This window comes from Marinobacterium mangrovicola, assembly GCF_004339595.1.
Classification (GTDB): Bacteria; Pseudomonadota; Gammaproteobacteria; order Pseudomonadales; family Balneatricaceae; genus Marinobacterium_D; species Marinobacterium_D mangrovicola.
This window is the reverse complement of the sequence record NZ_SMFU01000007.1, coordinates 1,130,032-1,150,498: the sequence shown is the minus strand read 5'-3', so window position 1 is coordinate 1,150,498 and position 20,467 is coordinate 1,130,032. Positions and strand designations below refer to the sequence as shown.

Below are 20,467 nucleotides of genomic sequence, written 5' to 3'. Positions count from 1 at the left end.
CGCTCAATCGTTGAGCTCGCCCTTGAAGGAAGATGTTTTGACTAAACCCTCACAGATACAAACCCATGGGCGCGCTAACCTGGTAGGCATTCTCTGGATGACGATGGCAATGGCCTGTTTCGCGCTCGAAGATGCCCTGTTCAAGGAGGCTGCCCAGGCTATCGAGAGCGGGCAGGTGATGTTGCTGTTTGGTATCGGCGGCGCGCTGGTTTTCTGGCTCGGGCTGCTTTGGCGCAAAGAGCCTGTTTTCGCGGCGGTAAAATCGCCGGTCATGCGGGTGAGGATGATCTCCGAGGTGATCGGTCGCATGTTTTACTTTCTCGCCCTGGCGCTAACACCGCTGTCGGCTACCACCGCTATTCTGCAGGCAACGCCCGTTGTAGTCGTGCTGGGTGCTGCGCTGCTTTTTGGCGAGCGGGTCAGCCTGCTTAAGTGGCTGGCGATTGCCATCGGTCTCATCGGCGTGCTGATTATTCTGCGTCCCAGTGGTGATGACTTTTCGCTGCTTTCGCTGCTTGCGGTGGTCGGACTGATCGGCTTTGCCGGGCGTGATCTGGCCAGCAGAGCGGCACCGGTATCCTTCAGCACCTTTGCACTTGGGTTTTACGGGTTTATCGCGATTATCATTGCCGGCGTGGTGGTATCGCTATGGAGCGGGACCCGGTTTGTCATTCCCGATGCGCCGACCAGCCTGGCTGTGCTGGGCACGATTTTCTTTGGCGTTATCGCCTATATGGCACTGATGAAGGCGATGCGTACTGGCGAAGTCTCAACGGTCACTCCGTTCAGATACTCAAGGCTTCTGTTTGGTGTGGCGCTCGGTTTCTTCGTCTTTGAAGAGCCGCTGAACCCTTCATTCTGGCTCGGCAGCGCGGTGATCGTCAGTTCCGGGCTTTTCCTTATGTGGCGCAGAAAAAGCCCCGCTGTTGATCCGGCAGCCTCTCAGCCTTAACCGAATCCAAAGAGTTGAACCGCCGCCAGCGTAGACATACCGCGGATCAACCACTTTATCTGCTTGAACTCCAGACGACGCAGTAGCCAGTATCCGAGAAAGCCTCCCACGGCGAGTCCCGGCAGCGCTTGTACTCCAAACCACAGGGTTTCTTTGTGCAGCAGTCCGAGATGTAGGAAGAAGGGCACCTTGAACAAGTTGATCAGGAAAAAGCTCCAGGCCCGCGTCGCTATATAGCTTTCCTTACTCAGCTTTTGTTCCATCAGGTAGAGGCTGACCAGCGGCCCGGCTGAGTTCGCTGTCATGCTTATGAACCCGGTGATCGCGCCCATCAGGTGCCCTACGATGGGTAGCTTCATAAAGGTTGTATCGCGCAGGTCCAGCAGGATTCCCAGTATCAGCATACCCAGGATGAGGCAGCCGAGCAGGAGCTTGAAATGACCGTTGGACAGCCCGGAAAGCAGCCAGGCTCCGACGGCGATGCCGACAGCGCACAGGGGAACAAGTCGCGCCAGCACGCTCCAGTCAATGTTCTTTCGGTAGGTTCCCGCGGCGAGAATATCGGTGAGGATATACATGGGCAGGGTGATCGCCAGTACCTCGGGGCCAGGAAAGGCGATCAGAAGAATCGGCAGTATCAGCGCCCCCATCCCGCCAATGGAAAATTTTGAAAATCCGGTAATCAGGCCTGCTGCAAGCAGGCACACTAACGCTATGTCCATCGCTTCTCCTTAATCAATTCAGGTGCTTAGCTTAAGCCTCTGAATGATTCAAAGATAACGCTATGTTTTTGTTAATATGATCGTCTAATCCGATCATGTTCGGTCGGTTAGCGCTTGGGCCGGGTAGAAAGCGATGGGGGAAGCATGACCAACGAGCAGTTAAGGGCGTTTATCGCCGTGGTGGAGTGGGGCAGCTTCCGTGCGGCGGCCAGCCATCTGTTTAAGACACAGTCCAGCGTTAGTGCCTCGGTGCGGGTGCTGGAGGAGGAGTTCGACCTGCAGCTGTTTGATCGCAGCCACTACCGCCCGCAACTGACCAGTGAAGGCAAGACCTTCTACCATCAGGCGCGCAAGCTGATGTCCCAGGCTGATGAGCTGGAGCAGCTTGGCCACCGCCTGGCGACAGATCCAGCGCCTACGCTGTCGATCGCGCTGACTGCCATGTGCTCGCTGCCGCCGGGGCTGGATATCATTCGGCAATTTTGCAGCGATCATCCAGAGCTGCGCCTGCATATCCAGACGGAGCACCTGTCGGGTGTGCTGGAACAGCTGCACCTGGAAACCGCTGAAATCGCCATCGGCCCGCACCGTGGGCTGGATCAAAGATATGAGTTTGCAGAGATATCGCGCGTACAGATGGTGACCGTTGCAGCACCTGGCTTTTTACCTGATCTAAGCGGGGATGAAGTGCCCCAGTCAGTACTGAGGTCGCGGCCTCATATCCTGATCACCGACAGTGGCTCTCAGTCGCCCTTCGATCACCTGAACGTCATTCCCGGTGGCCATCTCTGGTACGTCACTGACTACCAGATGAAGAAGGCGCTGCTGCTCGCTGAAATGGGGTGGGCGCGGATTCCGGCCCATATGGTCGAGCAGGAGCTGGCATCCGGAGAGCTTATCCAGCTGCGGATAGAAAACTTCCCGTCGGAGAGTGAGGTGCCGATCTACCTGATCAGGTTGAATGAGCATCCATTAAGCCGGGAAGCCAGTGCGCTTTGGCAGGAGCTGTTAAAGCTCAGAAGCTAATAAACGCACAACAGACCAGCTAACCTTTGGAGAATCGGTTGTCTGTCCAACGCTGGGCCAGACAAGAGGAGACGAAACAAACCTTGCCAAACTAAACGAACGGTTAGTATTTCGGTGTTACCCAGCCTCGCAGAGATAAAAATAACCGCTCGGTTAGTCTGGAGCTGGCCATGGTTAAAGAGATTAAGTCCGTTAACGACCTAGGTGCAGTAGTTCTTAGATAATTTGTTGCCAGATGCGGTGGCGGGTGCTCGCCCTCTGCTTGTCCATGATGCCAGGGTTGAGGAAGCGGATACCTTTGGGCTCTTTCGCGCTGAGTCGGCGGGAGCTTTGACCTTACTGTACTGCCCCCGATGAACAGCCCTCAAGCGGAGAATTCGAAGAGAGCTTTCATTGTCTGGTACGTAGCCAAATTAATAGAATCAGGTTATGGAAAAAGCCGGCCCAAACGGGCCGGCTTTAACGGGTAAATTATTTCTTATTGGGGTTCAATTGCTTACCACGGTTGCCTTGGTTTTGGTCACGTTGGCGATTGGTTCCAGGCGTTCCTTTGTTAGGGTTTTTGATATTGGATGAGTTGTCCTGCGGGCGGATTTTCTTGGTCATCTTCATACTCCTTGATTAGTTACAGGCGCCAGGCACACGGCATGCGCAGCTGCTGGGTACGTGGCATGCATGGTCAGCGCAGCGTGCAGCTTGAGCTTGCTCTTCCATGTCATGCGGCAATTTGCCGAAATGGCGTTCGTAGAGCGTGCAGGTGTTTTCGAAAGCGTCTTGCAGCGCTTGGTAGTCGTCATCACCGTAGATGCCAAAGTACGGGTAATGATCGATAAAACGTCCAAATAGACGTTCACAGTCTGCGCGGTAAGCACGCGTATCCAGGATATGGGCGTGCCATATCGCATCTACCTGCTTGCTCGGTACAAGCACCTCCTGCGGATACAGCATTTTCAGAGACAGGAAGCGTTGGTATTCCAGTTGCGCGCGGTCCCATTCATCAGGGGCCATTTCCGCTTCACGGCTCGCTGTGTTTTTGTATTTCAAACGTTCGAAATCAATAGCCGCGACGAGCGGGTGCAAGGATTCAGCAGTGTTTGTAGCTTTAACCATCGCATTCATAGCGTGTTCTCCATCTAGTGATTGATGCGCTCGGATTAGCGCCTTCGGTTCAGCTCGGCATCAAATGCCTGTCGAGAAATCAATCGATGAGGAACAAGCGTGTTGTGTTCTTCACGGAAGATGAGACGCCACTGGCGGCCTAGGCGGAAACGCACAAGCGAGGGGCAGGCCGCGATTCGTTGTCCACCCAACGAAGCGAAGGGAGCGCCCTCAGCGATCGCTTTTTCTATGTATCGGGCGCGCTTTTGATGGCAGGGAGGAATCGGGAAGCGGGTTGATATCAGTAAAGATTTGACGCTGTTCATGACTGGCTCCTTGGTTGTGATAGAGCCAGTCTGGGCAAGTGCAATGCACTAAAAAGGTTTATTGGTTGAAAATATCATCGAGAAAATTGTCGAAGTCTGACGCGGCATTGTGGGCCTCGATAATCCTTTGCTTGTACAAGTTCACAATTTCCTGGTCGGACTCGATTTCTAAAGCAAGCCGGTAGGCTTGTCCAAGGTCATCGTTCAGAAAGTGGGCGATCATGCTATCGGCATCCGACAGTGCTGCACTTTGCAGTAGGAGTGCCTGCATGACGTTACTGATACCGCCGAAAGATAGCTGGGGTAACTCTTGAAAAGGGTTCGGCAACCTTGTGACCGTTAAGTCCTGATCGGACTTGAGAGCCTCGAGAAATCTAAGGACCTCTTGTCGTAACAGCCCGATACCGGCAACTGAATTCCGGCCTGTGAGCAAAAGCGAGATCACATTTGCCTGTTCAAGGCGTTTGGAATGATCCGAGAAGATATCTGTGATCACCTTCGGCATCGGAAAAAACGCGTGGAGCAGGACTGCATTGTGAAGTTTGGTCAGCTGTTGCCGATCGATGAGCTTGTGGTTGCGGGAAGACGCGGTGAACTCGATAGGGGCCTTTCTGTATTCGATCAAGCCGCTACGCATCAACGACTCCATCTGCTCCTTGAACTTTTTATGCTTTGCTAACTTGATGCCGAAAAGTTTCTGGATGGCATCGGCGAGCAGAATGCCATCGTTTTTATCAGTCACAGCTACGCTCCAGAAGCTCTTCTTCTGAAAAACCATTCCAGTCTTTAACTTGAGCGATAAGCGAGGCCCGTTCGAACCAGGAGCGACGACAGTACCTGTTCTTGCGGGCATTCTCCTCGAGAACGCCTATGCAATACCCGGCACGAAGGCTTTCGGCAAGTGAAGTCGTTTGTGCCGCTAATAGACGCTTTTCCGTGTGTGATTTATAGATACCGATAAGCTCTCCGCAGCTTTCAACCAGGGAAAACTGATTTTGTGCCTCTGATTCTTGGCTCACAAAAAGTGCCACAAAAGCGAGCGGAATCAAGGTTTGCTTTTTCATGCGTACATCCTTGCTAAGCGGACTGATTAAGCAATCAGTTGGTGCTGGAATAGGGGGTGTCTTTCATCCATGGGTCGTTGGAGGCTTTAGCATCTTTCACGTCTTCCGCTTCGACCTCTGTTTCTGTTTGCGCTGATTTCGTTTTTTCTACCTCTTCCTCTACTTCGACTTCTGTCTCTTTGTCCTCTGCGTCCTTCTCTACTTCGACTTCGTTAGCTGCTCCCTTGGCACGCGGAACCGGCGGGGTCGACATGTAGAGTGAGATTAGGACCAGGCCCAGCAGCACCTTATCGCCATGTAGCTCGTCGAACGTAAAATATGCAGACAATGAGGAGTCATTCGCATTGAAGTAATCGATTGCTACAGCAAAGCTGATAATTACCGCTTCGATAACCGAAAAAGTCCCCATTAATTTGAGAAAAGCGACCGGGCTATGCCACCAGCGTGCCGTCCCTCGTTTTGCTATGAAAACAAGCCGTGTGGTCAGAGCTATGGCGAGAAGAAAAAACACCCATTCCGCTAAAGAGAGGTCGTACCAGGCATCCTGATACTCAAAGATTCTCATGTAACAGTTTGTCAGGCTGACTCCGCCAAGAGCCAACAACCCTAGAAAACAGATAGTGGTAAAACACCAATGTAAGGCTCGGCTAAGACGCCAGTCAGCGGCAATAAGAAATTTCGAAATCTGAGCCTTAACGGGCTGCTTCGTCCTTGAATCCATTCTGTATCCCTTGTGTTTTGTGTCGCAATATTAGCGCGTTTTGGATTAGCTTTTCTATGTTCCTACGTTGGACAAAAGGATTAGAACTGGAGGCTGTTTCAAGTCCTGACACGGAGCCCGAACGTCCAATGACTGAACTGAGAAAGCAGCGTCGAACTCTCTATGAGTGAGCGCCATCGCAGTTCAATAAAAACGTTAAGCATCATCTAAACGGTTGGCGATGCCGAGAAAGAGCCCAATGTAGTACACTGATTTCCAAACAGAATTACGCGGGCGATCCTTCATCCTTACATACGCCCGCCTTAATGGATTAGGCAATTACTTCCATGGAAAACTTCTCTCAAACCGCCGCGTTTATCTGGTCTGTGGCGGATCTTCTTCGTGGTGATTTCAAGCAGAGTCAGTATGGGCGTGTGATCCTGCCGTTTACGCTGCTGCGCCGTCTTGAGTGTGTACTTGAGGCTGACAAAGCAGCGGTGCTGGCCGCTCATGAGAAGGTCAAAGGCATGGGGCTGCCTGAAGATGCAGCCGAGAAGATGGTGCTTCGGGCCACCAAGCAGGCGTTCTTTAATACCTCACCGATGACGCTGGCGACCCTTGGCGAGACGGGTATCAAGGATAACCTGGAGAACTACGTGCAGTGTTTCTCCCGTGATGCGCGGGAGATCTTTGAATACTTCAAGTTCGACGAATTTATCGGCCAGCTGAACGACGTAAACCTGCTCTTTAAGGTGGTGCAGAAGTTCAAGGATACCGACCTCAGCCCAGAGCGCCTTTCCAACCACGAGATGGGACTGGTGTTTGAAGAGCTGATCCGCCGCTTCGCGGAAAGCTCCAATGAGACAGCGGGTGAGCACTTCACCCCGCGTGATATCGTCCACCTGACCACCTCGCTGGTGTTTATGGAGGATGACGCAGCTCTGACCAAAGAGGGGATCATCCGCACCGTATACGACCCCACAGCGGGTACGGGCGGCTTCCTCTCCAGCGGCATGGAGTATGTGGTTCAGATGAACAACAACGCCGTGATCCGCGCCTACGGTCAGGAGTTGAACCCCGAGTCCTACGCGATCTGCAAGGCGGATATGCTGATCAAGGGGCAGGAGGTCAATAACATCAAGCTGGGCAACACCCTCTCCAACGACCAGCTCTACGCCGACAAATTTGACTACATGCTCTCCAACCCGCCGTTCGGTGTGGACTGGAAAAAGGTCGAAGGCGAAATCAAGGATGAGCACACAATCAAGGGCTACGACGGCCGCTTTGGGCCAGGTCTGCCGCGTGTATCCGATGGCTCGCTGCTGTTCCTGATGCACCTGATCAGCAAGCTGCGTGACCGCACACCCTCCGATGGTGACTCCATCGAAGGCGGTGGCCGTATCGGTATCATCCTCAATGGCTCGCCACTGTTTACCGGCGGCGCCGGTAGCGGCGAGAGCGAGATCCGCCGTTATATTCTGGAAACCGACCTGCTGGAAACCATCGTCGCGCTGCCCACCGATATGTTCTACAACACGGGTATCGCCACCTATATCTGGGTGCTCTCCAACAAGAAGCCCGCCGAGCGCAAAGGCAAGGTGCAGCTGATCAACGGCGTGAACCTTTCCAGCAAGATGCGCAAGTCGCTGGGCTCCAAGCGCAAATACCTGACCGAAGATGATATTCGCACCATCACCCGCGAATTCGGTGCCTTTGATGAAGCCAGCGCCACCGACCCGACCAACGGCCAGCCGCTGACCAAGATCTTCAATACCACCGACTTCGGCTACCGCCGCCTCACCATCGAGCGTCCGCTGCGCCTGTCGGTGCAGATGGATGATACGCGCCTGGAAGCACTGCGCTTTGCGCCCAAACCCTTTAATGCACCGATGCAGTGGATCTGGGAGCAATTCGGCCAGCAGTGGAGCGATGCCACTTATGGTGAGCTGGCAGCGTTCGAGAAAGAGATCAGGGTAGAGATGAAAGCCAGCTTCCCTGAACTCAAGGAGAAACAGATCAAGGACCTGCTCAGTGCCAAACTCTGGCGCGAACAGAAAGCACTGCTGGATGCAGCAAAACAACTGTGCGATCAACTGGCACAGCAGATGGGCGAGGGTGCTATCGTCTCTGGCCAGTGCGATGACTTTAACCAGTTTGAAGATGAGCTGAAAAAGGCGCTGAAGGCCACGGCCATCAAGCTGGACGCCAAACAGAAAAAGCAGCTGCTGGACGCCATCACCTGGAAGAACCCCCAAGCAGCGCGGGTAATCAAGAAGGTACTGAAAGAGGAAGCCCAGCCGAAGTACGGAGCTTTTGAAGCCACCGTTAACGGTAAGCCTGCTGTGGTCGAATACCAGCCCGATGGCGACCTGCGCGATAACGAAAACGTACCGCTGGATCCGTCAAAACGGGTGGAAGCACTGATCGAAGCTTATTTCGACCGCGAAGTGGCGCCCCATGTACCCGACGCCTGGATCGACGCGAACAAGCGTGATGACAAGGATGGTGAGATCGGGATCGTTGGCTATGAGATTCCGTTTAATCGGCATTTTTACGTCTACCAGCCGCCGCGTAGTTTGGAAGAGATTGATGCGGATTTGGATAAGGTGAGTGCTGATATCATGAGCCTTCTACAGGAGGTTCATTCATGAAGATAGATACATCTTCTTCAAATAATAGGTACCAGAGCTACTCTGACTATAAAGACTCCGGTATCGGTTGGCTCGGTAAGATGCCTATTCATTGGCAGCTGGTTAGATCGCGTTATATATTTACTCGTAAACAACGGCCAGTTCGAAAAAACGATGGTGTTGTAACGGCATTCAGAGACGGCCAAGTAACTCTACGAGTAAATCGTAGGGTCGATGGTTTTACAGAATCAATTAAGGAAATTGGGTATCAAGGCGTAAGGAAAGGTGATCTACTTATCCATGCGATGGATGGTTTCGCTGGGGCTATAGGCGTTAGCGATTCAGATGGAAAGTGCTCGCCCGTATGTTCGGTTTGCGTAGCGCGTATAAAAATTCATATGCCTTATTACGGCTATCTTGTTAGACAGTTGGCCGTTACGGATTTTATTACCTCTCTTGCCAAGGGCATTAGGGAACGATCTACCGAGTTCAGATATTCCGAGTTTTCAAACTTAGAATTAGCTGTTCCTACTATCAGTGAGCAGGAAAAAATTGCGGAATTCCTCGACCACGAAACCGCCAAGATCGACACCCTGATCGAAAAACAGCAGCAATTGATAAAGCTGCTGAAAGAGAAGCGTCAGGCGGTGATAAGTCATGCCGTCACCAAGGGCCTCAACCCCGATGCGCCGATGAAAGATTCAGGTGTGGAGTGGTTGGGGGAAGTGCCTGAGCATTGGACTGTGAGGCGCCTTAAACATACGGCGACGTTACAGTCGGGTATCCCAAAAGGGAAAGACTTAAGTGATAAGGTTGCTATCGAAGTACCCATGTTGCGTGTAGCAAATGTTCAAGATGGCTATCTCAAACTCGATGACGTCCACAATTTAAAGATTGAGCCTAGTGATTTGGATCGCTACCTTTTAAAGACAGGTGACGTCCTAATGAACGAGGGTGGAGATAACGACAAGCTGGGCAGGGGCGCTATTTGGCGGGGGGAGATATCACCCTGTATACACCAGAATCATGTCTTTGCTATACGTCCAAGGGATATCGAACCCGAATGGCTTACGATTAATACACGTTCAGAATACGCAAAATTTTATTTCTACACAGTTGCCAAGCAGAGCACGAATTTGGCCTCTATATCTTCGTCAAATATAAAAGAAACGCCCCTTGTCATACCGCCCAAGGACGAACGGATAGCTATCCTGGATCACCTGAGGGAACAATTGGACAAATTAGATCGTGTTCAAGAGTTCTCCGTGAAGCAAATTGAATTACTTCAAGAGCGCCGTACAGCTCTAATTTCCGCCGCCGTCACAGGCAAGATAGACGTCCGTAACTTCAAAGTCGGTGATACGGATGCTGCTTAGTCGGTATTGCTCGGCAAGAACCGCTCCTGCGCATCCATGCGCTCGCGGTATTAGCACATACCTGTGCGTCTTGGATGCGCGCAACTGGAAGCCTGAATAACCCCAAGCCAGCAAGGAAGCCGCAGTATGAGCGATATCAAACTCTTTTCCATCGGTGCCGACACAGCCACCGAACTGGCAGGCAGCAGCGCACTGCTGGAGAAGGATCTGCAAAACCAGATCGAAAGCCAGATGGAGACTTTTCTTGGCGTTCGCTTCCTTGCCAGCGAGTACAGCACGGGCAAGACCCATAAGGGGCGCATCGATTCGCTGGGGCTGGATGAAAACAACTGCCCGGTGATTATCGAGTACAAGCGGAACAGCAACGAGAATGTGATCAATCAGGGGTTGTTCTATCTTGACTGGTTGCTGGATCACCAGGCGGAGTTTCAGTTGCTGGTGATGAAGCAGCTGGATAAGGATCTGACGGAAGCGATTGAGTGGAACGGTACACGGCTGATCTGTATCGCTGCTGACTTCAACCGCTTCGATGAACATGCGGTGCAGCAGATCAATCGTAATATTGAGCTGATGCGTTACCGCTACTTTGGCAAGGATCTGTTGCTGCTGGAACTGGTGAATGTACAGACCGCCGATGCAGCGTCTACCAAGTCGCATACGACGCCGCTCGATGGTGCCAAAACATCCGCCAGCGCGAACAAAAACAAGCCCACTGATAAAACCCATGAAGAGCGCCTGGCTGAATCCTCCGCCGAGCTGCTAAGCCTCTACAACCAGGTGTGCGAGTATGCCAGCGGCCTGGGCGATGAGGTGCAGCGCAAGGATCTTAAGCTATATGCCGCGTTCAAGCGCATCAAGAACTTCCTCAGTATTGTGGTGATGCCCGGGCACAAGGACCCGCGCTTGCAGCTTTATCTCAAGCTCAATCCCGCTGAGATCGAACTGCAGGAGGGCTACAGCCGTGATGTGACTGCGATCGGCCATTGGGGTACGGGCAACCTGGAGCTGAACGTGCGCAGTGACGTCGATTTGGAAAAAACCTTTGCACTGATCCAAAAGAGCTATCAGGCTAATTAACGGAATAGACGCGGAGTAGGGACACTTACCCAATGAGTAGCGCAAAAGAAGTCGACTTTCAGAACGATATCATTCAAGAGATGCTGGCCAACGGTTGGTTACTGGGTGAACCTGGTGGCTATAACCGCGAACGGGCGCTCTACGAGCCCGACCTTCTCGGTTTTGTGCAGGACACCCAGCCCGAGCAGTGGCAGAAGTACTGTAAGCTCTATCCCAACGATCCCGAAAAAGCCTTTCTGGATCGGGTGACCAGCCAGCTCAGTAAAGTCGACCCAAACGCTGCCAATAAAGAGATGCGTACCTTCGGCACGCTCGGCGTGCTGCGCCATGAGCTAAAAGACCGTGGCACCCGTTTCCGCCTTTGCCAATTCAAACCCGATCATGATCTGAACCCCGATACGCTGGCCCGCTATAAACAGAACCGCCTGCGCGTAGTGCCGGAGCTGGTCTACAGCCCCTACGCAAGTGCCGAGCATCTGGCACTGACCGGCAAACAGGCCAAGGCCTGGCGAATCGACCTGGTGCTGTTTCTGAACGGTCTGCCGATCGCAACGCTGGAGTTGAAGTCTGAGTTCAAGCAGGCGGTGGAACGGGCGATCAAGCAGTACAAAAAGACCCGTTTACCGAAAGACCCGGCCACCAACAAGCCGGAGCCGCTGCTGACCTTTAAGCGCGGTGCGCTGGTGCACTTTGCCGTGAGTCAGTACGAGGTGTATATGGCAACGCGGCTGGAGGGCGATAACACCTTCTTCCTGCCGTTTAACAAGGGCACGAAGGAGGGCGGCGCCGGCAACGATGTGCCCGAGAATGTGGATGAATACGCCACCGCCTATCTCTGGCAAGAGGTGCTGGCCCCCGACAATATCCTGCGCATTATGGCTCGCTTTGTTCACCTTCAGATCGAAGAGAAAGAGGACTGGCAGGGCAAGAAAACCAAGAAAGAGACGCTGATATTCCCCCGTTATCATCAGTGGGATGTGGTCACCAAGCTGGTCGGTGATGCCCGGGAGAAAGGGCCTGGCCACAAGTATCTGATTCAGCACAGCGCGGGCTCTGGCAAGTCCAACTCCATCGCCTGGACGGCGCATCAACTGGCGTCTCTCTATGAGGCCAATGGCAACAAGCGCTTTAACTCGGTGATTGTCGTCACCGACCGTACGGTGCTGGATGATCAGTTGCAGGACACGATCTACCAGTTTGAACATGCCGATGGCGTGGTTGGGCGCATCAACAACAAAGAGGGCGATGGCTCCAAGTCGGAGAAGCTCGCTGCTGCGCTGGAGAGCGCCCAGCCGATTATTATCGTCACCATTCAGACCTTCCCCTTTGTGCTGAAGGCGATCGAGAACAGCGTCAGCCTGAAAGAGCGCAATTACGCGGTGATCGCCGATGAGGCGCACTCCTCGCAATCGGGCTCCACCGCTCGCCAGCTGAAAGAAGTACTGATGCTGGAGCCTGATGAGGACCAGGAGGAGCTGACCTCTGAGGATCTGCTGGATGCGACGCTGGCCGCCCGTAAAGGCAATCAGAACCTGAGCTTCTTTGCCTTTACCGCCACGCCCAAACCGAAAACCCTGGAGCTCTTTGGCCGCTGTCCCGATCCCGACAGCCCCGCATCCAGCAGCAACAAGCCCGAGGCCTGGCATGTCTACAGCATGCGCCAGGCGATTGAGGAAGGCTTTATCCTCGATGTGCTGAAGAACTACACCAGCTACAAGGTGGCCTATAACCTTGCCCAGAAAGTACGCGAGCAGGATGAAGAGGTTGATGCCAAGAAAGCCAAGGTGAAGCTGAACCAGTGGGTGCGCCTGCATGACTACAACATCGCCCAGAAGGTGCAGGTGATTGTTGAGCACTTCAGAGAAAATGTGATGGGGCTTTTGGGCGGTCAGGCCAAGGCGATGGTCGTGACCAGCTCACGCAAGGAGGCGGTACGTTACAAGAAAGCGTTCGATAAGTACGTCGCTGATAACAAGTACGCGAAGATTCACGCCATGGTGGCGTTCTCCGGCGAAGTCGAGTTCAACGATAACGATCCGAACGTCACGAAGCTGCTGGGAGAGAAATTCACCGAGAGCAACATGAACCCCGACCTTAAAGGTCGCGATATGCGCAAGGCGTTCGATACCGATGATTACCAGGTGATGCTGGTGGCCAACAAGTTCCAGACCGGGTTTGATCAGCCCAAACTCTGCGCCATGTATGTCGATAAGAAGCTCGCTGGTGTTGAGTGCGTACAGACACTCTCACGGCTGAACCGCACCTACCCGGGTAAAGCGGAATCCGGCACCTTTGTGCTGGATTTCTTCAACGAGCCGCAGGAGATTCTCGATGCTTTCCAGCCGTATTACCAGACGGCGGAGCTGACCGACGTTTCTGACCCCAATAAGGTCTACGACCTGTTCGAGAAGCTCAAGGCTCAGGGCATATTCACCTGGACCGAGGTTGAGCAGTTCACCACGGCGTTCTTTGTGCCCAATAAAAGCAACGCGGCGATCAGCAACATCTGCAAGCCCGCCATGGAGCGCTGGCAGAAACGCTATGAATTTGCAGTCGATGCCTATAAAACTGCCAAAGAGATGTTCGAGCGCTGCAAGGCTGCGGGCGATGCGGTGCTGATCGCCAACGCCGAAAACAGCCTCAAGGAGTGCAAGCAGGCCAAAGACGCACTGGAGATCTTCAAGAAAGACCTCGGCACCTTTGTGCGCTTCTACGAGTTTATGTCCCAGATTGTCGATTACGACGACAAGGAGTTGGAGAAACTCAGTCTCTTCGCACGACACTTACGCCCGATGCTGCGCGAGAAAATCGAAGGTGAAGATGACGTTGACCTCAGCAATGTGATGCTCAGCCATTATCGTCTTTCCAAGATCAGGCAGCAGGATCTGAAGCTCAAAGACGGGCAGGGTGAATACGGCCTGGAACCTGGGAGTGAGATGGGCTCCGCCAAGGCCAAGGACAAGAAAGAGGAATTCCTCTCCACCATTCTCAAACGGCTGAATGAGCTGTTTATCACCGACAACCTGACCGACGATGACATGCTCAACTACGCCCGAACGGTAGCGGACAAAGTAGGGGAGAATGAAAGGGTAATGCACCAGCTCAGGAACAACACACCTGATCAGGCGTTTCTCGGTGATTTCCCCCAGGCTGTCGATGATGCGGTGATGGGAAGCTCAGAAGCGCACCAGAATCAGATGCTGCAGATTCTGAGCAATCCGCAGGTAGCTCAGGGATTTGCGCGGGTTGTGTTTGATATTCTGCTTAGTAAAAAATAACGCTTGAATATCAAATTACTAATGGCTTTTGTTGAAGTTGAACGTTGCTAATCACGGTGGGCCAGCCTCGGCAAATGGAAGTGGTATCCCGGTCTGGTATCACTCCATTGAGATGATCGTGTCGAAGAGCAGTTGCTCGATGCTTTGTCGGCTATCCATTGCTATCACCAGAATCACCTTGCGCGCTTGAGCATCCACGCGATAAAACACCAGGTTGTGATCGTCGATCTGAAATTGTCGATAGTCGGTAAAGCCCAGTGCGGACAGTCGATCACTGACCGGAGCAAGATAGGGGTTGCTGGACAGGTCAGCAAGGCGCTGCTTGATTGAGTCGCAGGTGCGTGCCGCGAGAGTATCACCGTGCTTACGCTTTAAAAAAGCTCTGAGCTTGTTCAGCGTGAGTTTGAAAACTGGTGTCGCTACAACCAGATAATTTTCAGACATCAAAAGCCTCATCCAAGCCGATTTCGCCTTGTTGGTTGAGGCTGCGCTCAGAAAGATTAATCAGCTTGAGAAGTGCGATGGTTTCCTGTTGTTCTCGGAACGTTTCCGCATCCTGAACGACATATATCTCTTTGCCGTTTTGGGTGATATGCAGAGGCGAATCCAGCGAGAGTTTGTTGGCGTTTGCTTTTAGGTAAGAGACTGTCCGCGTGTTCATAAAGACGACCTGATTAGCCTGAATATAGTCCGATTATAGACCGACGGTTTGTGAGGGTCATTATTGGAGATATACGGTTAATCAGGTCGATAGCGATTTCAAACTGGGAACCAGGCTTCAGAACGGCGCTGCTAGTCGAGCAGCTAGAAATCTCTGTAATGACATTTGCCGGTTATAGATCTCGCCAGCTTGAAAAGAACGACGCTCAGCCAGTGAAGCTCAAATCTTCGAAGCTCTCCGCACGGTCATCAGACTTATCCAGATTAGTAAAAAGGGTTCTAGCGCCTGAGGGCTATATAATTTCGCCACGATACATACTGGGTATTGTCCAATACGGAATGGTCAGGGTTTAGCTTCAGATGGGCTGATGCTGCGGACTTCAACACGAGAGCCAGTTTGGCATGTGTGCCAGGTTGCATAACGTGGCACTTAACCCGCTAAAAACAATTCTTCGCAACTCTCCGCACCGTTTTATAGCGGAAGCAATCTCATCTAACGTGAGAGCAGAGCTTCGGGCAGACACGCGCTGATGACGCTTAAGTTAGGCTTGGTAAGCCTGGAGCAGGCGAGCCTAGACAGCCGTGAAGCAGGATGAGATCCGATCCTTAGTGTGAAATAACAAACGCCAGTCTCAATAGGCCGTTCTCAAATATCATATTTAACATAATATACATTATACGAATCTACATAGTTCGCTATATGGGGCGGTACGGATCAACAAGCGCTCACCAACCTTGGTGCTGTTTTGGCCTGATTTTGGCTCTAAATGGATCAACCGAGGCTGCCTTGCTACCTGGTTAGTAAGTCAGTCATAGGAGTCGGCAAGATGGTCTATCGGTTTGCCTGCGGCAGATTCGTGACGCTCTACCCTTGAGGTGTGCAGGTACTGTGATGTGGTGTCGATGCTGTCGTGGCCGGCGTCGGCCTGCACGTGTGACAGCGGTCGTTTGTTGAGGTTGATGTCGTGGGATATGCCGGTGTGGCGAATGCTGTGTGGAGTCATCTGGCGCATTTCACGTGCGTCCTGATCGAAGCCGTCCTTCGCTGCAAGCTGGGCGGCTGACTCGATCACCTGATCAATCTCTTCGCGTAGCTGCCGGATACCCAGGTTCGCGTTTAGCAGGCCTGCATCTCGACCTCGGCCAGCGGCACGGTGGCGCACGAACAGCGGCGTGCTTTCGTTGGGTGCTGGCAAAGGATTGAGCCCCAGATGGCGGCGATAACGCTTCAGCGCCTTGATCAGTGCGTTAGAGACCGCCACGGTGCGCTTTTTACCGCCTTTACTCCGTGGGATATGAAAGCCCCAGACGCCGGTTTTGCTGTCACGGCGGAACTGTCCCATAACCGGTGAAAATCCGGGTTTTGCTGCGGCCTCTGAGATGCGCAGATAGCAGCCGTACATCAGGCTGATCAGGAATAGCGTGCGTTCATGCTGCTCAGGGTCGCTGCGGGCGAGCTTTTCGGCGCTGGCGATTACGTAGGACCACTGCAGCTCCGTGAAGGCACGGATCTCCTCGTCGTCCTCATGCATAACGAGATTTTGTGAGGCGCTTTTGAATCTTCCGTTTTTCATCAACATCATAGCGGGGTTTCTTTCAGTATATTCTTCATAAATCAGGTAGTTGAAGAATGCCGAAAGGATCGCCAGTTTTGTCTTCAGGGCCTTGTCGGTGATGCGGTAAGGCTGCTCCACTCCTTCCAGTTTTTTGCCCAGAAAGGGTCGCCAGAGCGGATTCGGAACCCGCTCATCGGTGTCCTTGTTGAGTATAAATTGCGCAACATTGCGGTAGGCGATCAGTTCCTTGGGCGGTGTGCCGCAGTAGTCTATGTAACGTGTAAGAATACGGCGCGTGATGTCCGCCACGGAGATCTGTTCGACCTCAAACGCCCAGTACAGAAAGGTGGTGAGTTCACTACGGTAGGTCTTGTAGTTGTTCTCGTTAGTTCGCTGCTCCAGTAACCAGTCGGTAGCCAACTCATACACCAGGGTGGCATCGGGCACCAGGCGTAGCGTCAGTGTGGCGAGGTGCTGGTTCACTGTTGGATTGCCGTCTTCAAGGTGCGCGGCAGCATCAAACAATGGCATGGCAGGAGGCAGGTTGAGCATCGGAATACCGTTGATTTCGAAGGCTAAAATATCGCTAAAACAATAGTTTACCGCATAATGCCGATAAATAGCATTATCGGCATCGAGATCGGTTTTTGTGGGATTTTCAGTGGTCTGACAACCCGGCTGTCGATACGCTTTATCGTCGTTTGAGCTGTCAGGTTCGTTCGCAGATTTGCGCGCATTTCGCTGCGGATTATTCGGTTTGCCGGTTGAGTTAATCGAGCCGCCGACGGGAGAAATTTAGCTGCCCTGCTTTGCTCAAGCGAAACCGGGAAGGTGTTTGGGTCTGGAGGCATAGATCCGCGTATCAGGCGATACGCGGACCAGGGGTTAAAAATGCTCAGCCTTTCCGAAGACTTTGGGGATTACGCTCTCAGTATTTCAAGGTAAGAGTGCCCAGCACGCGGCGAGGTTCGCCATAGAGCACCTGCCCCCACTGCGGGCTCTCAAAGTACTCCTCATTGGTGAGGTTGTTGATGTTTAACGCCAGCGAGACGTTATCGGTGAGCTGGTGCTTGGCGAACAGATCCACCAGCGCGTAGCTGTCCTGAACCTCGACACCGTTATAGTAGATTTCATTCTGCCAGCGTACACCGCCGCCGATACGCAGGTTTTCCATGCTCGGGATGCGATAGGAAGTGGCTAATTTAAACTGGCGCGTCGGTATATAGGTGCGGGTTTCATGGCCATCCACATCGTCGATCTGTAGCGCGGTAAAACCGGCGCTTAGGCTCAGGTTATCGGTCACCTGCCCTGCCAGTTCGATTTCAAAGCCCTTGCTGTCGTATTCGACCCCACGATAAATATTGAGGCCGCTGGCTGGGTCGACCGATTCCCATTCGCCGAAGTTATCCTGGTGTGAGCCAAAGTGTGCCAGCGTCAGCACCAGGCCTGAGTCGAACAGTTCCTGCTTGATACCGACCTCCCAGCTATCGCCCTCCACGGCGCCCAGCGGATGCAGTGACGAATCGACCCAGGTCTGCGGCTGGAACACCTTGCTGTAGCTTCCGTAAAGCATGGTGCCCGGTAGCGCTTCATAGGTCAGGCCCGCGTAAGGCACGGTCTCGTCAACTGACGCATCCTGATCGGCGCCATAGCTGATACCGCTCTGCTCGCTGTCGATGGTGCGCGCGCCCAGCAATACGGCGAGTTTATCGGTCGCCCTGAGGCGGGTTGAGATGTAGTACGAGGTCTGGTCCTGCTCGATATCGGTGGTTTGTGTGGCCGGGTCGAACAGATCGAACTCTGGCCGCGGCGTGTTGCCTTCGGCCCAGTCGCTTCCCAGCGGGTCGTAATGCCAGGCGCTTGCGTAACGCGAGCTCGCTGTCAGGTCGATATCGGCGTAATTGGCGCCGACCACCAGCTCATGTTCCTGCCCCCAGGCATCGAAGGTGCCGGTGACATACATATCGAAGATGTTCTGTTTATCCTGGGCTTTGTAGCGGCTTGCATCAGCGCTAAGGCCAAGCCCCGTGGTCCGATCAGGCGCTCCGGTGGTGTAGAAGGTATCCCAGTCCTTATCCTGCACTGCATGGGTGTAGATCAGTTTTGCCATCCAGCGGTCATTCAGGTCGTGCTCGTATTCGACAAACGAGCGCGTCTGTTTGACGTCCTGGTAGGCCCAGTCAGTGGCCGTGTTGGTGGATCTATCAAAGCTGGTCACGCCGCCATCGGCGTAAAACAGCGGCAAGCCGCCGGAGATCGTGCCGTCGCTGTGGCCATCGTTAATGCTGTGTCCGATGGTCAGTCGGCTGAAGTCGGTAAGGTCGGCGGTGAGTACACCATAGAAGACGTTAGTGTCCCGGGAGTACCGATCCATATAGGAATCACCGGCCTTCCTGGCGACAACCAAGCGCCCTTTCAATCTGTCTTCGATCAGCTGGCCGGAAACATCGGCTTCTACCCGCCCGTAATCCCAGCTGCCGGCGGATGCTGCAAAGTGTGCCTGGGTTTCATCGGTGGGACGCTTGCGCACAAAGTTAATGGTGGCTGATGGGTTGGCGAGGCCGGTAATCAAACCGGTGGCGCCTTTTACCACTTCAACCTGCTCGTAGATAAAGCTGTCATCGTGGCCCTGATTGAGGCCATAGGAAAACGGTACGCCGACGCCGTCATACTGGAAGTTGACGATATCGAAGCCGCGGGCGGTGTAGTAAGTGCGATCAGTTTCCACCCTTTCCACCGTAACGCCGGGCGTGTAGCGCAAAACATCTTCGGCGTTTCGGAGTGAGAAATCATCCATCTGGTCTCTGGAGATGACCGATACGGTCTGCGGTGTCTCATAGATCGACAGGCCAAGCTTGGTGGCAGACTTGGTCTTTTCCGGTTCGCCATAAACAACCAGAGGGCCGAGTAGCGTGAATTCCGATTCAGCGCCCGTATTATCCGGGGCTTCGGTTTCTTGTGTCGCCGATTCGGCGCGCGCGCCAGAACTAGCTATCGCTGCGATAGCCAGCGCCAGGGCCTGATGTTTATAGGCTCTCATTGAACTCTCCCTGTTCTTACGGATGCAAAAAATGACTGGCTTTGCAGTCATGCTGTACCGAAAATATAACGAACGATAATGCAAATCAATGTCATTTGATATTATTGCATCTAGGGAGGCACGGCCTTGAGCGGCTTGCTCAACGGGCGTTTAATGCAGCGGAGTCCAGGACAGTGGAATGCGGAAATCGGGAGTTTGTCAGGCTTTTCTGGCGTCTTTGATCATTACGCCCTTCTCTTCCCGTTTAATGTCGAACAGCCCGATGGCGTCGATCAGTTCGGTGAGTTTCTGATAGCCGTAGTTGCGCGGGTCAAAGTCTGGCAGCGCCTTGCTGAGATAGCTGCCGACGGCCCCAAGGTTGGCCCAGTCGCTGTCATCTGAACAGGTGTCGATGCCGGTGCGGATCATCTGCAGGAGTTTGGTGTTACCGCGCAGCTGCTTGGCGCTCTGCTTTAGCGCTGGTCCATCGGGTGCCGATGAAGTGCTTTCTGCGCTGTCGCTGGTGAAAATTTCGGTGTAGATGAAGCGGTCGCAGGCGGCGACGAACGGTTTCGGCGTTTTCATCTCACCAAAACCATAGACCACCTTCCCCGCTTCTCTTATGCGCGCCGCCAGTCGGGTGAAGTCGCTGTCGCTGGAGACCAGGCAGAAGCCGCTGAACGGGCCGGTATAGAGCAGGTCCATGGCATCGATAATCATCGCGCTATCGGTGGCGTTCTTGCCGGTGGTGTAACGGAACTGCTGAATGGGTTGAATCGAGTGCTCCAGCAGAACCGCCTTCCAGGAGCCCAGGTTTGGCGTGGTCCAGTCACCGTAGATCCGCTTGACGCTGGCGACACCCAGCTTCGCGACCTCATTCAACAGGCCATCGACGATGCGTGGATTGGCGTTGTCGGCATCGATCAGTACGGCCAGCGTCTGGTTGCTGTCCCTTTCTCTTCTATCCATTTCTTCTATCCATA

Annotated in this window: 18 protein-coding genes; 6 read left to right on the top strand and 12 right to left on the bottom strand. The window is 53.4% G+C overall.

Going from position 1 to position 20,467, the window contains the following annotated elements; all coding sequences use genetic code 11:
- Nucleotides 1-37 precede the first annotated feature (37 nt).
- Nucleotides 38-952, top strand: a complete 915-nt coding sequence (locus CLV83_RS06150; protein ID WP_243642289.1) for a DMT family transporter — start codon at nucleotides 38-40, stop codon at nucleotides 950-952.
- Here CLV83_RS06150 and CLV83_RS06145 read toward each other — a convergent pair.
- Nucleotides 949-1,674: a sulfite exporter TauE/SafE family protein gene (locus CLV83_RS06145; protein WP_132288972.1), complete on the bottom strand. Its 726-nt coding sequence runs from the start codon at nucleotides 1,672-1,674 to the stop codon at nucleotides 949-951. The two genes, CLV83_RS06150 and CLV83_RS06145, sit on opposite strands and share 4 nt — an antisense overlap.
- 144 nt (nucleotides 1,675-1,818) lie before the next feature.
- On the opposite strand from CLV83_RS06145, the gene CLV83_RS06140 reads away from it, so the two are divergent.
- Nucleotides 1,819-2,700 carry a LysR family transcriptional regulator gene (locus CLV83_RS06140; RefSeq protein ID WP_132288969.1) on the top strand — a complete coding sequence of 294 codons (882 nt, stop codon included), beginning with the start codon at nucleotides 1,819-1,821 and terminating at the stop codon, nucleotides 2,698-2,700.
- Nucleotides 2,701-3,171: 471 nt separating this feature from the next.
- Here CLV83_RS06140 and CLV83_RS22680 read toward each other — a convergent pair whose 3' ends face one another.
- The 6 genes from CLV83_RS22680 to CLV83_RS06115 are packed head-to-tail and all read right to left on the bottom strand — an operon-like array spanning nucleotide 3,172 to nucleotide 5,909.
- Complete coding sequence (locus CLV83_RS22680) at nucleotides 3,172-3,306, bottom strand: alpha-amylase (protein WP_207894741.1); 135 nt, start codon at nucleotides 3,304-3,306, stop codon at nucleotides 3,172-3,174.
- Between the two features lie 15 nt (nucleotides 3,307-3,321).
- Nucleotides 3,322-3,819 carry a glycine-rich domain-containing protein gene (locus CLV83_RS06135; RefSeq protein WP_207894740.1) on the bottom strand — a complete coding sequence of 166 codons (498 nt, stop codon included), beginning with the start codon at nucleotides 3,817-3,819 and terminating at the stop codon, nucleotides 3,322-3,324.
- A gap of 35 nt (nucleotides 3,820-3,854) precedes the next feature.
- Entirely contained in the window at nucleotides 3,855-4,124 is a 270-nt protein-coding gene (locus CLV83_RS06130) for a ParE family toxin-like protein (protein ID WP_132288966.1), read from the bottom strand.
- A 58-nt stretch (nucleotides 4,125-4,182) separates the two neighbouring features.
- The gene (locus CLV83_RS06125) at nucleotides 4,183-4,866 is read right to left on the bottom strand and encodes a hypothetical protein (RefSeq protein ID WP_132288963.1); all 684 of its coding nucleotides are present in this window, start codon (nucleotides 4,864-4,866) and stop codon (nucleotides 4,183-4,185) included.
- Nucleotides 4,859-5,188: a hypothetical protein gene (locus tag CLV83_RS06120; RefSeq protein ID WP_132288960.1), complete on the bottom strand. Its 330-nt coding sequence runs from the start codon at nucleotides 5,186-5,188 to the stop codon at nucleotides 4,859-4,861. The genes CLV83_RS06125 and CLV83_RS06120 overlap by 8 nt, the downstream gene beginning before the upstream one ends.
- A 34-nt stretch (nucleotides 5,189-5,222) precedes the next feature.
- Nucleotides 5,223-5,909 carry a hypothetical protein gene (locus tag CLV83_RS06115; RefSeq protein WP_132288957.1) on the bottom strand — a complete coding sequence of 229 codons (687 nt, stop codon included), beginning with the start codon at nucleotides 5,907-5,909 and terminating at the stop codon, nucleotides 5,223-5,225.
- 326 nt (nucleotides 5,910-6,235) lie between these two features.
- On the opposite strand from CLV83_RS06115, the gene CLV83_RS06110 reads away from it, so the two are divergent.
- The 4 genes from CLV83_RS06110 (at nucleotide 6,236) to CLV83_RS06095 (ending at nucleotide 14,249) form a co-directional block, all read left to right on the top strand.
- Nucleotides 6,236-8,539: a type I restriction-modification system subunit M gene (locus CLV83_RS06110; protein ID WP_132288954.1), complete on the top strand. Its 2,304-nt coding sequence runs from the start codon at nucleotides 6,236-6,238 to the stop codon at nucleotides 8,537-8,539.
- The gene (locus CLV83_RS06105) at nucleotides 8,536-9,894 is read left to right on the top strand and encodes a restriction endonuclease subunit S (protein WP_132288951.1); all 1,359 of its coding nucleotides are present in this window, start codon (nucleotides 8,536-8,538) and stop codon (nucleotides 9,892-9,894) included. Before CLV83_RS06110 ends, CLV83_RS06105 begins: the two co-directional genes overlap by 4 nt.
- A gap of 126 nt (nucleotides 9,895-10,020) precedes the next feature.
- On the top strand, nucleotides 10,021-10,971 hold the full coding sequence (locus tag CLV83_RS06100; protein WP_132288948.1) for a DUF5655 domain-containing protein: 951 nt from the start codon (nucleotides 10,021-10,023) through the stop codon (nucleotides 10,969-10,971).
- Nucleotides 10,972-11,003: 32 nt separating this feature from the next.
- Nucleotides 11,004-14,249 carry a type I restriction endonuclease subunit R gene (locus tag CLV83_RS06095; protein ID WP_132288945.1) on the top strand — a complete coding sequence of 1,082 codons (3,246 nt, stop codon included), beginning with the start codon at nucleotides 11,004-11,006 and terminating at the stop codon, nucleotides 14,247-14,249.
- A gap of 99 nt (nucleotides 14,250-14,348) precedes the next feature.
- Here CLV83_RS06095 and CLV83_RS06090 read toward each other — a convergent pair whose 3' ends face one another.
- From CLV83_RS06090 to CLV83_RS06070, 5 genes are all read right to left on the bottom strand, one after another.
- Nucleotides 14,349-14,693, bottom strand: a complete 345-nt coding sequence (locus CLV83_RS06090; RefSeq protein ID WP_132288942.1) for a type II toxin-antitoxin system RelE/ParE family toxin — start codon at nucleotides 14,691-14,693, stop codon at nucleotides 14,349-14,351.
- A complete protein-coding gene (locus CLV83_RS06085; protein ID WP_132288939.1) occupies nucleotides 14,686-14,910 on the bottom strand; it encodes a type II toxin-antitoxin system prevent-host-death family antitoxin in 225 nt (74 codons plus the stop codon). The genes CLV83_RS06090 and CLV83_RS06085 overlap by 8 nt, the downstream gene beginning before the upstream one ends.
- 805 nt (nucleotides 14,911-15,715) lie before the next feature.
- Nucleotides 15,716-17,017 carry a tyrosine-type recombinase/integrase gene (locus CLV83_RS06080; protein ID WP_132288936.1) on the bottom strand — a complete coding sequence of 434 codons (1,302 nt, stop codon included), beginning with the start codon at nucleotides 17,015-17,017 and terminating at the stop codon, nucleotides 15,716-15,718.
- Nucleotides 17,018-17,393: 376 nt separating this feature from the next.
- Entirely contained in the window at nucleotides 17,394-19,505 is a 2,112-nt protein-coding gene (locus CLV83_RS06075; RefSeq protein ID WP_165900248.1) for a TonB-dependent siderophore receptor, read from the bottom strand.
- Nucleotides 19,506-19,703: 198 nt separating this feature from the next.
- Nucleotides 19,704-20,453, bottom strand: a complete 750-nt coding sequence (locus CLV83_RS06070) for an NYN domain-containing protein (protein ID WP_132288930.1) — start codon at nucleotides 20,451-20,453, stop codon at nucleotides 19,704-19,706.
- Nucleotides 20,454-20,467 lie beyond the last annotated feature (14 nt).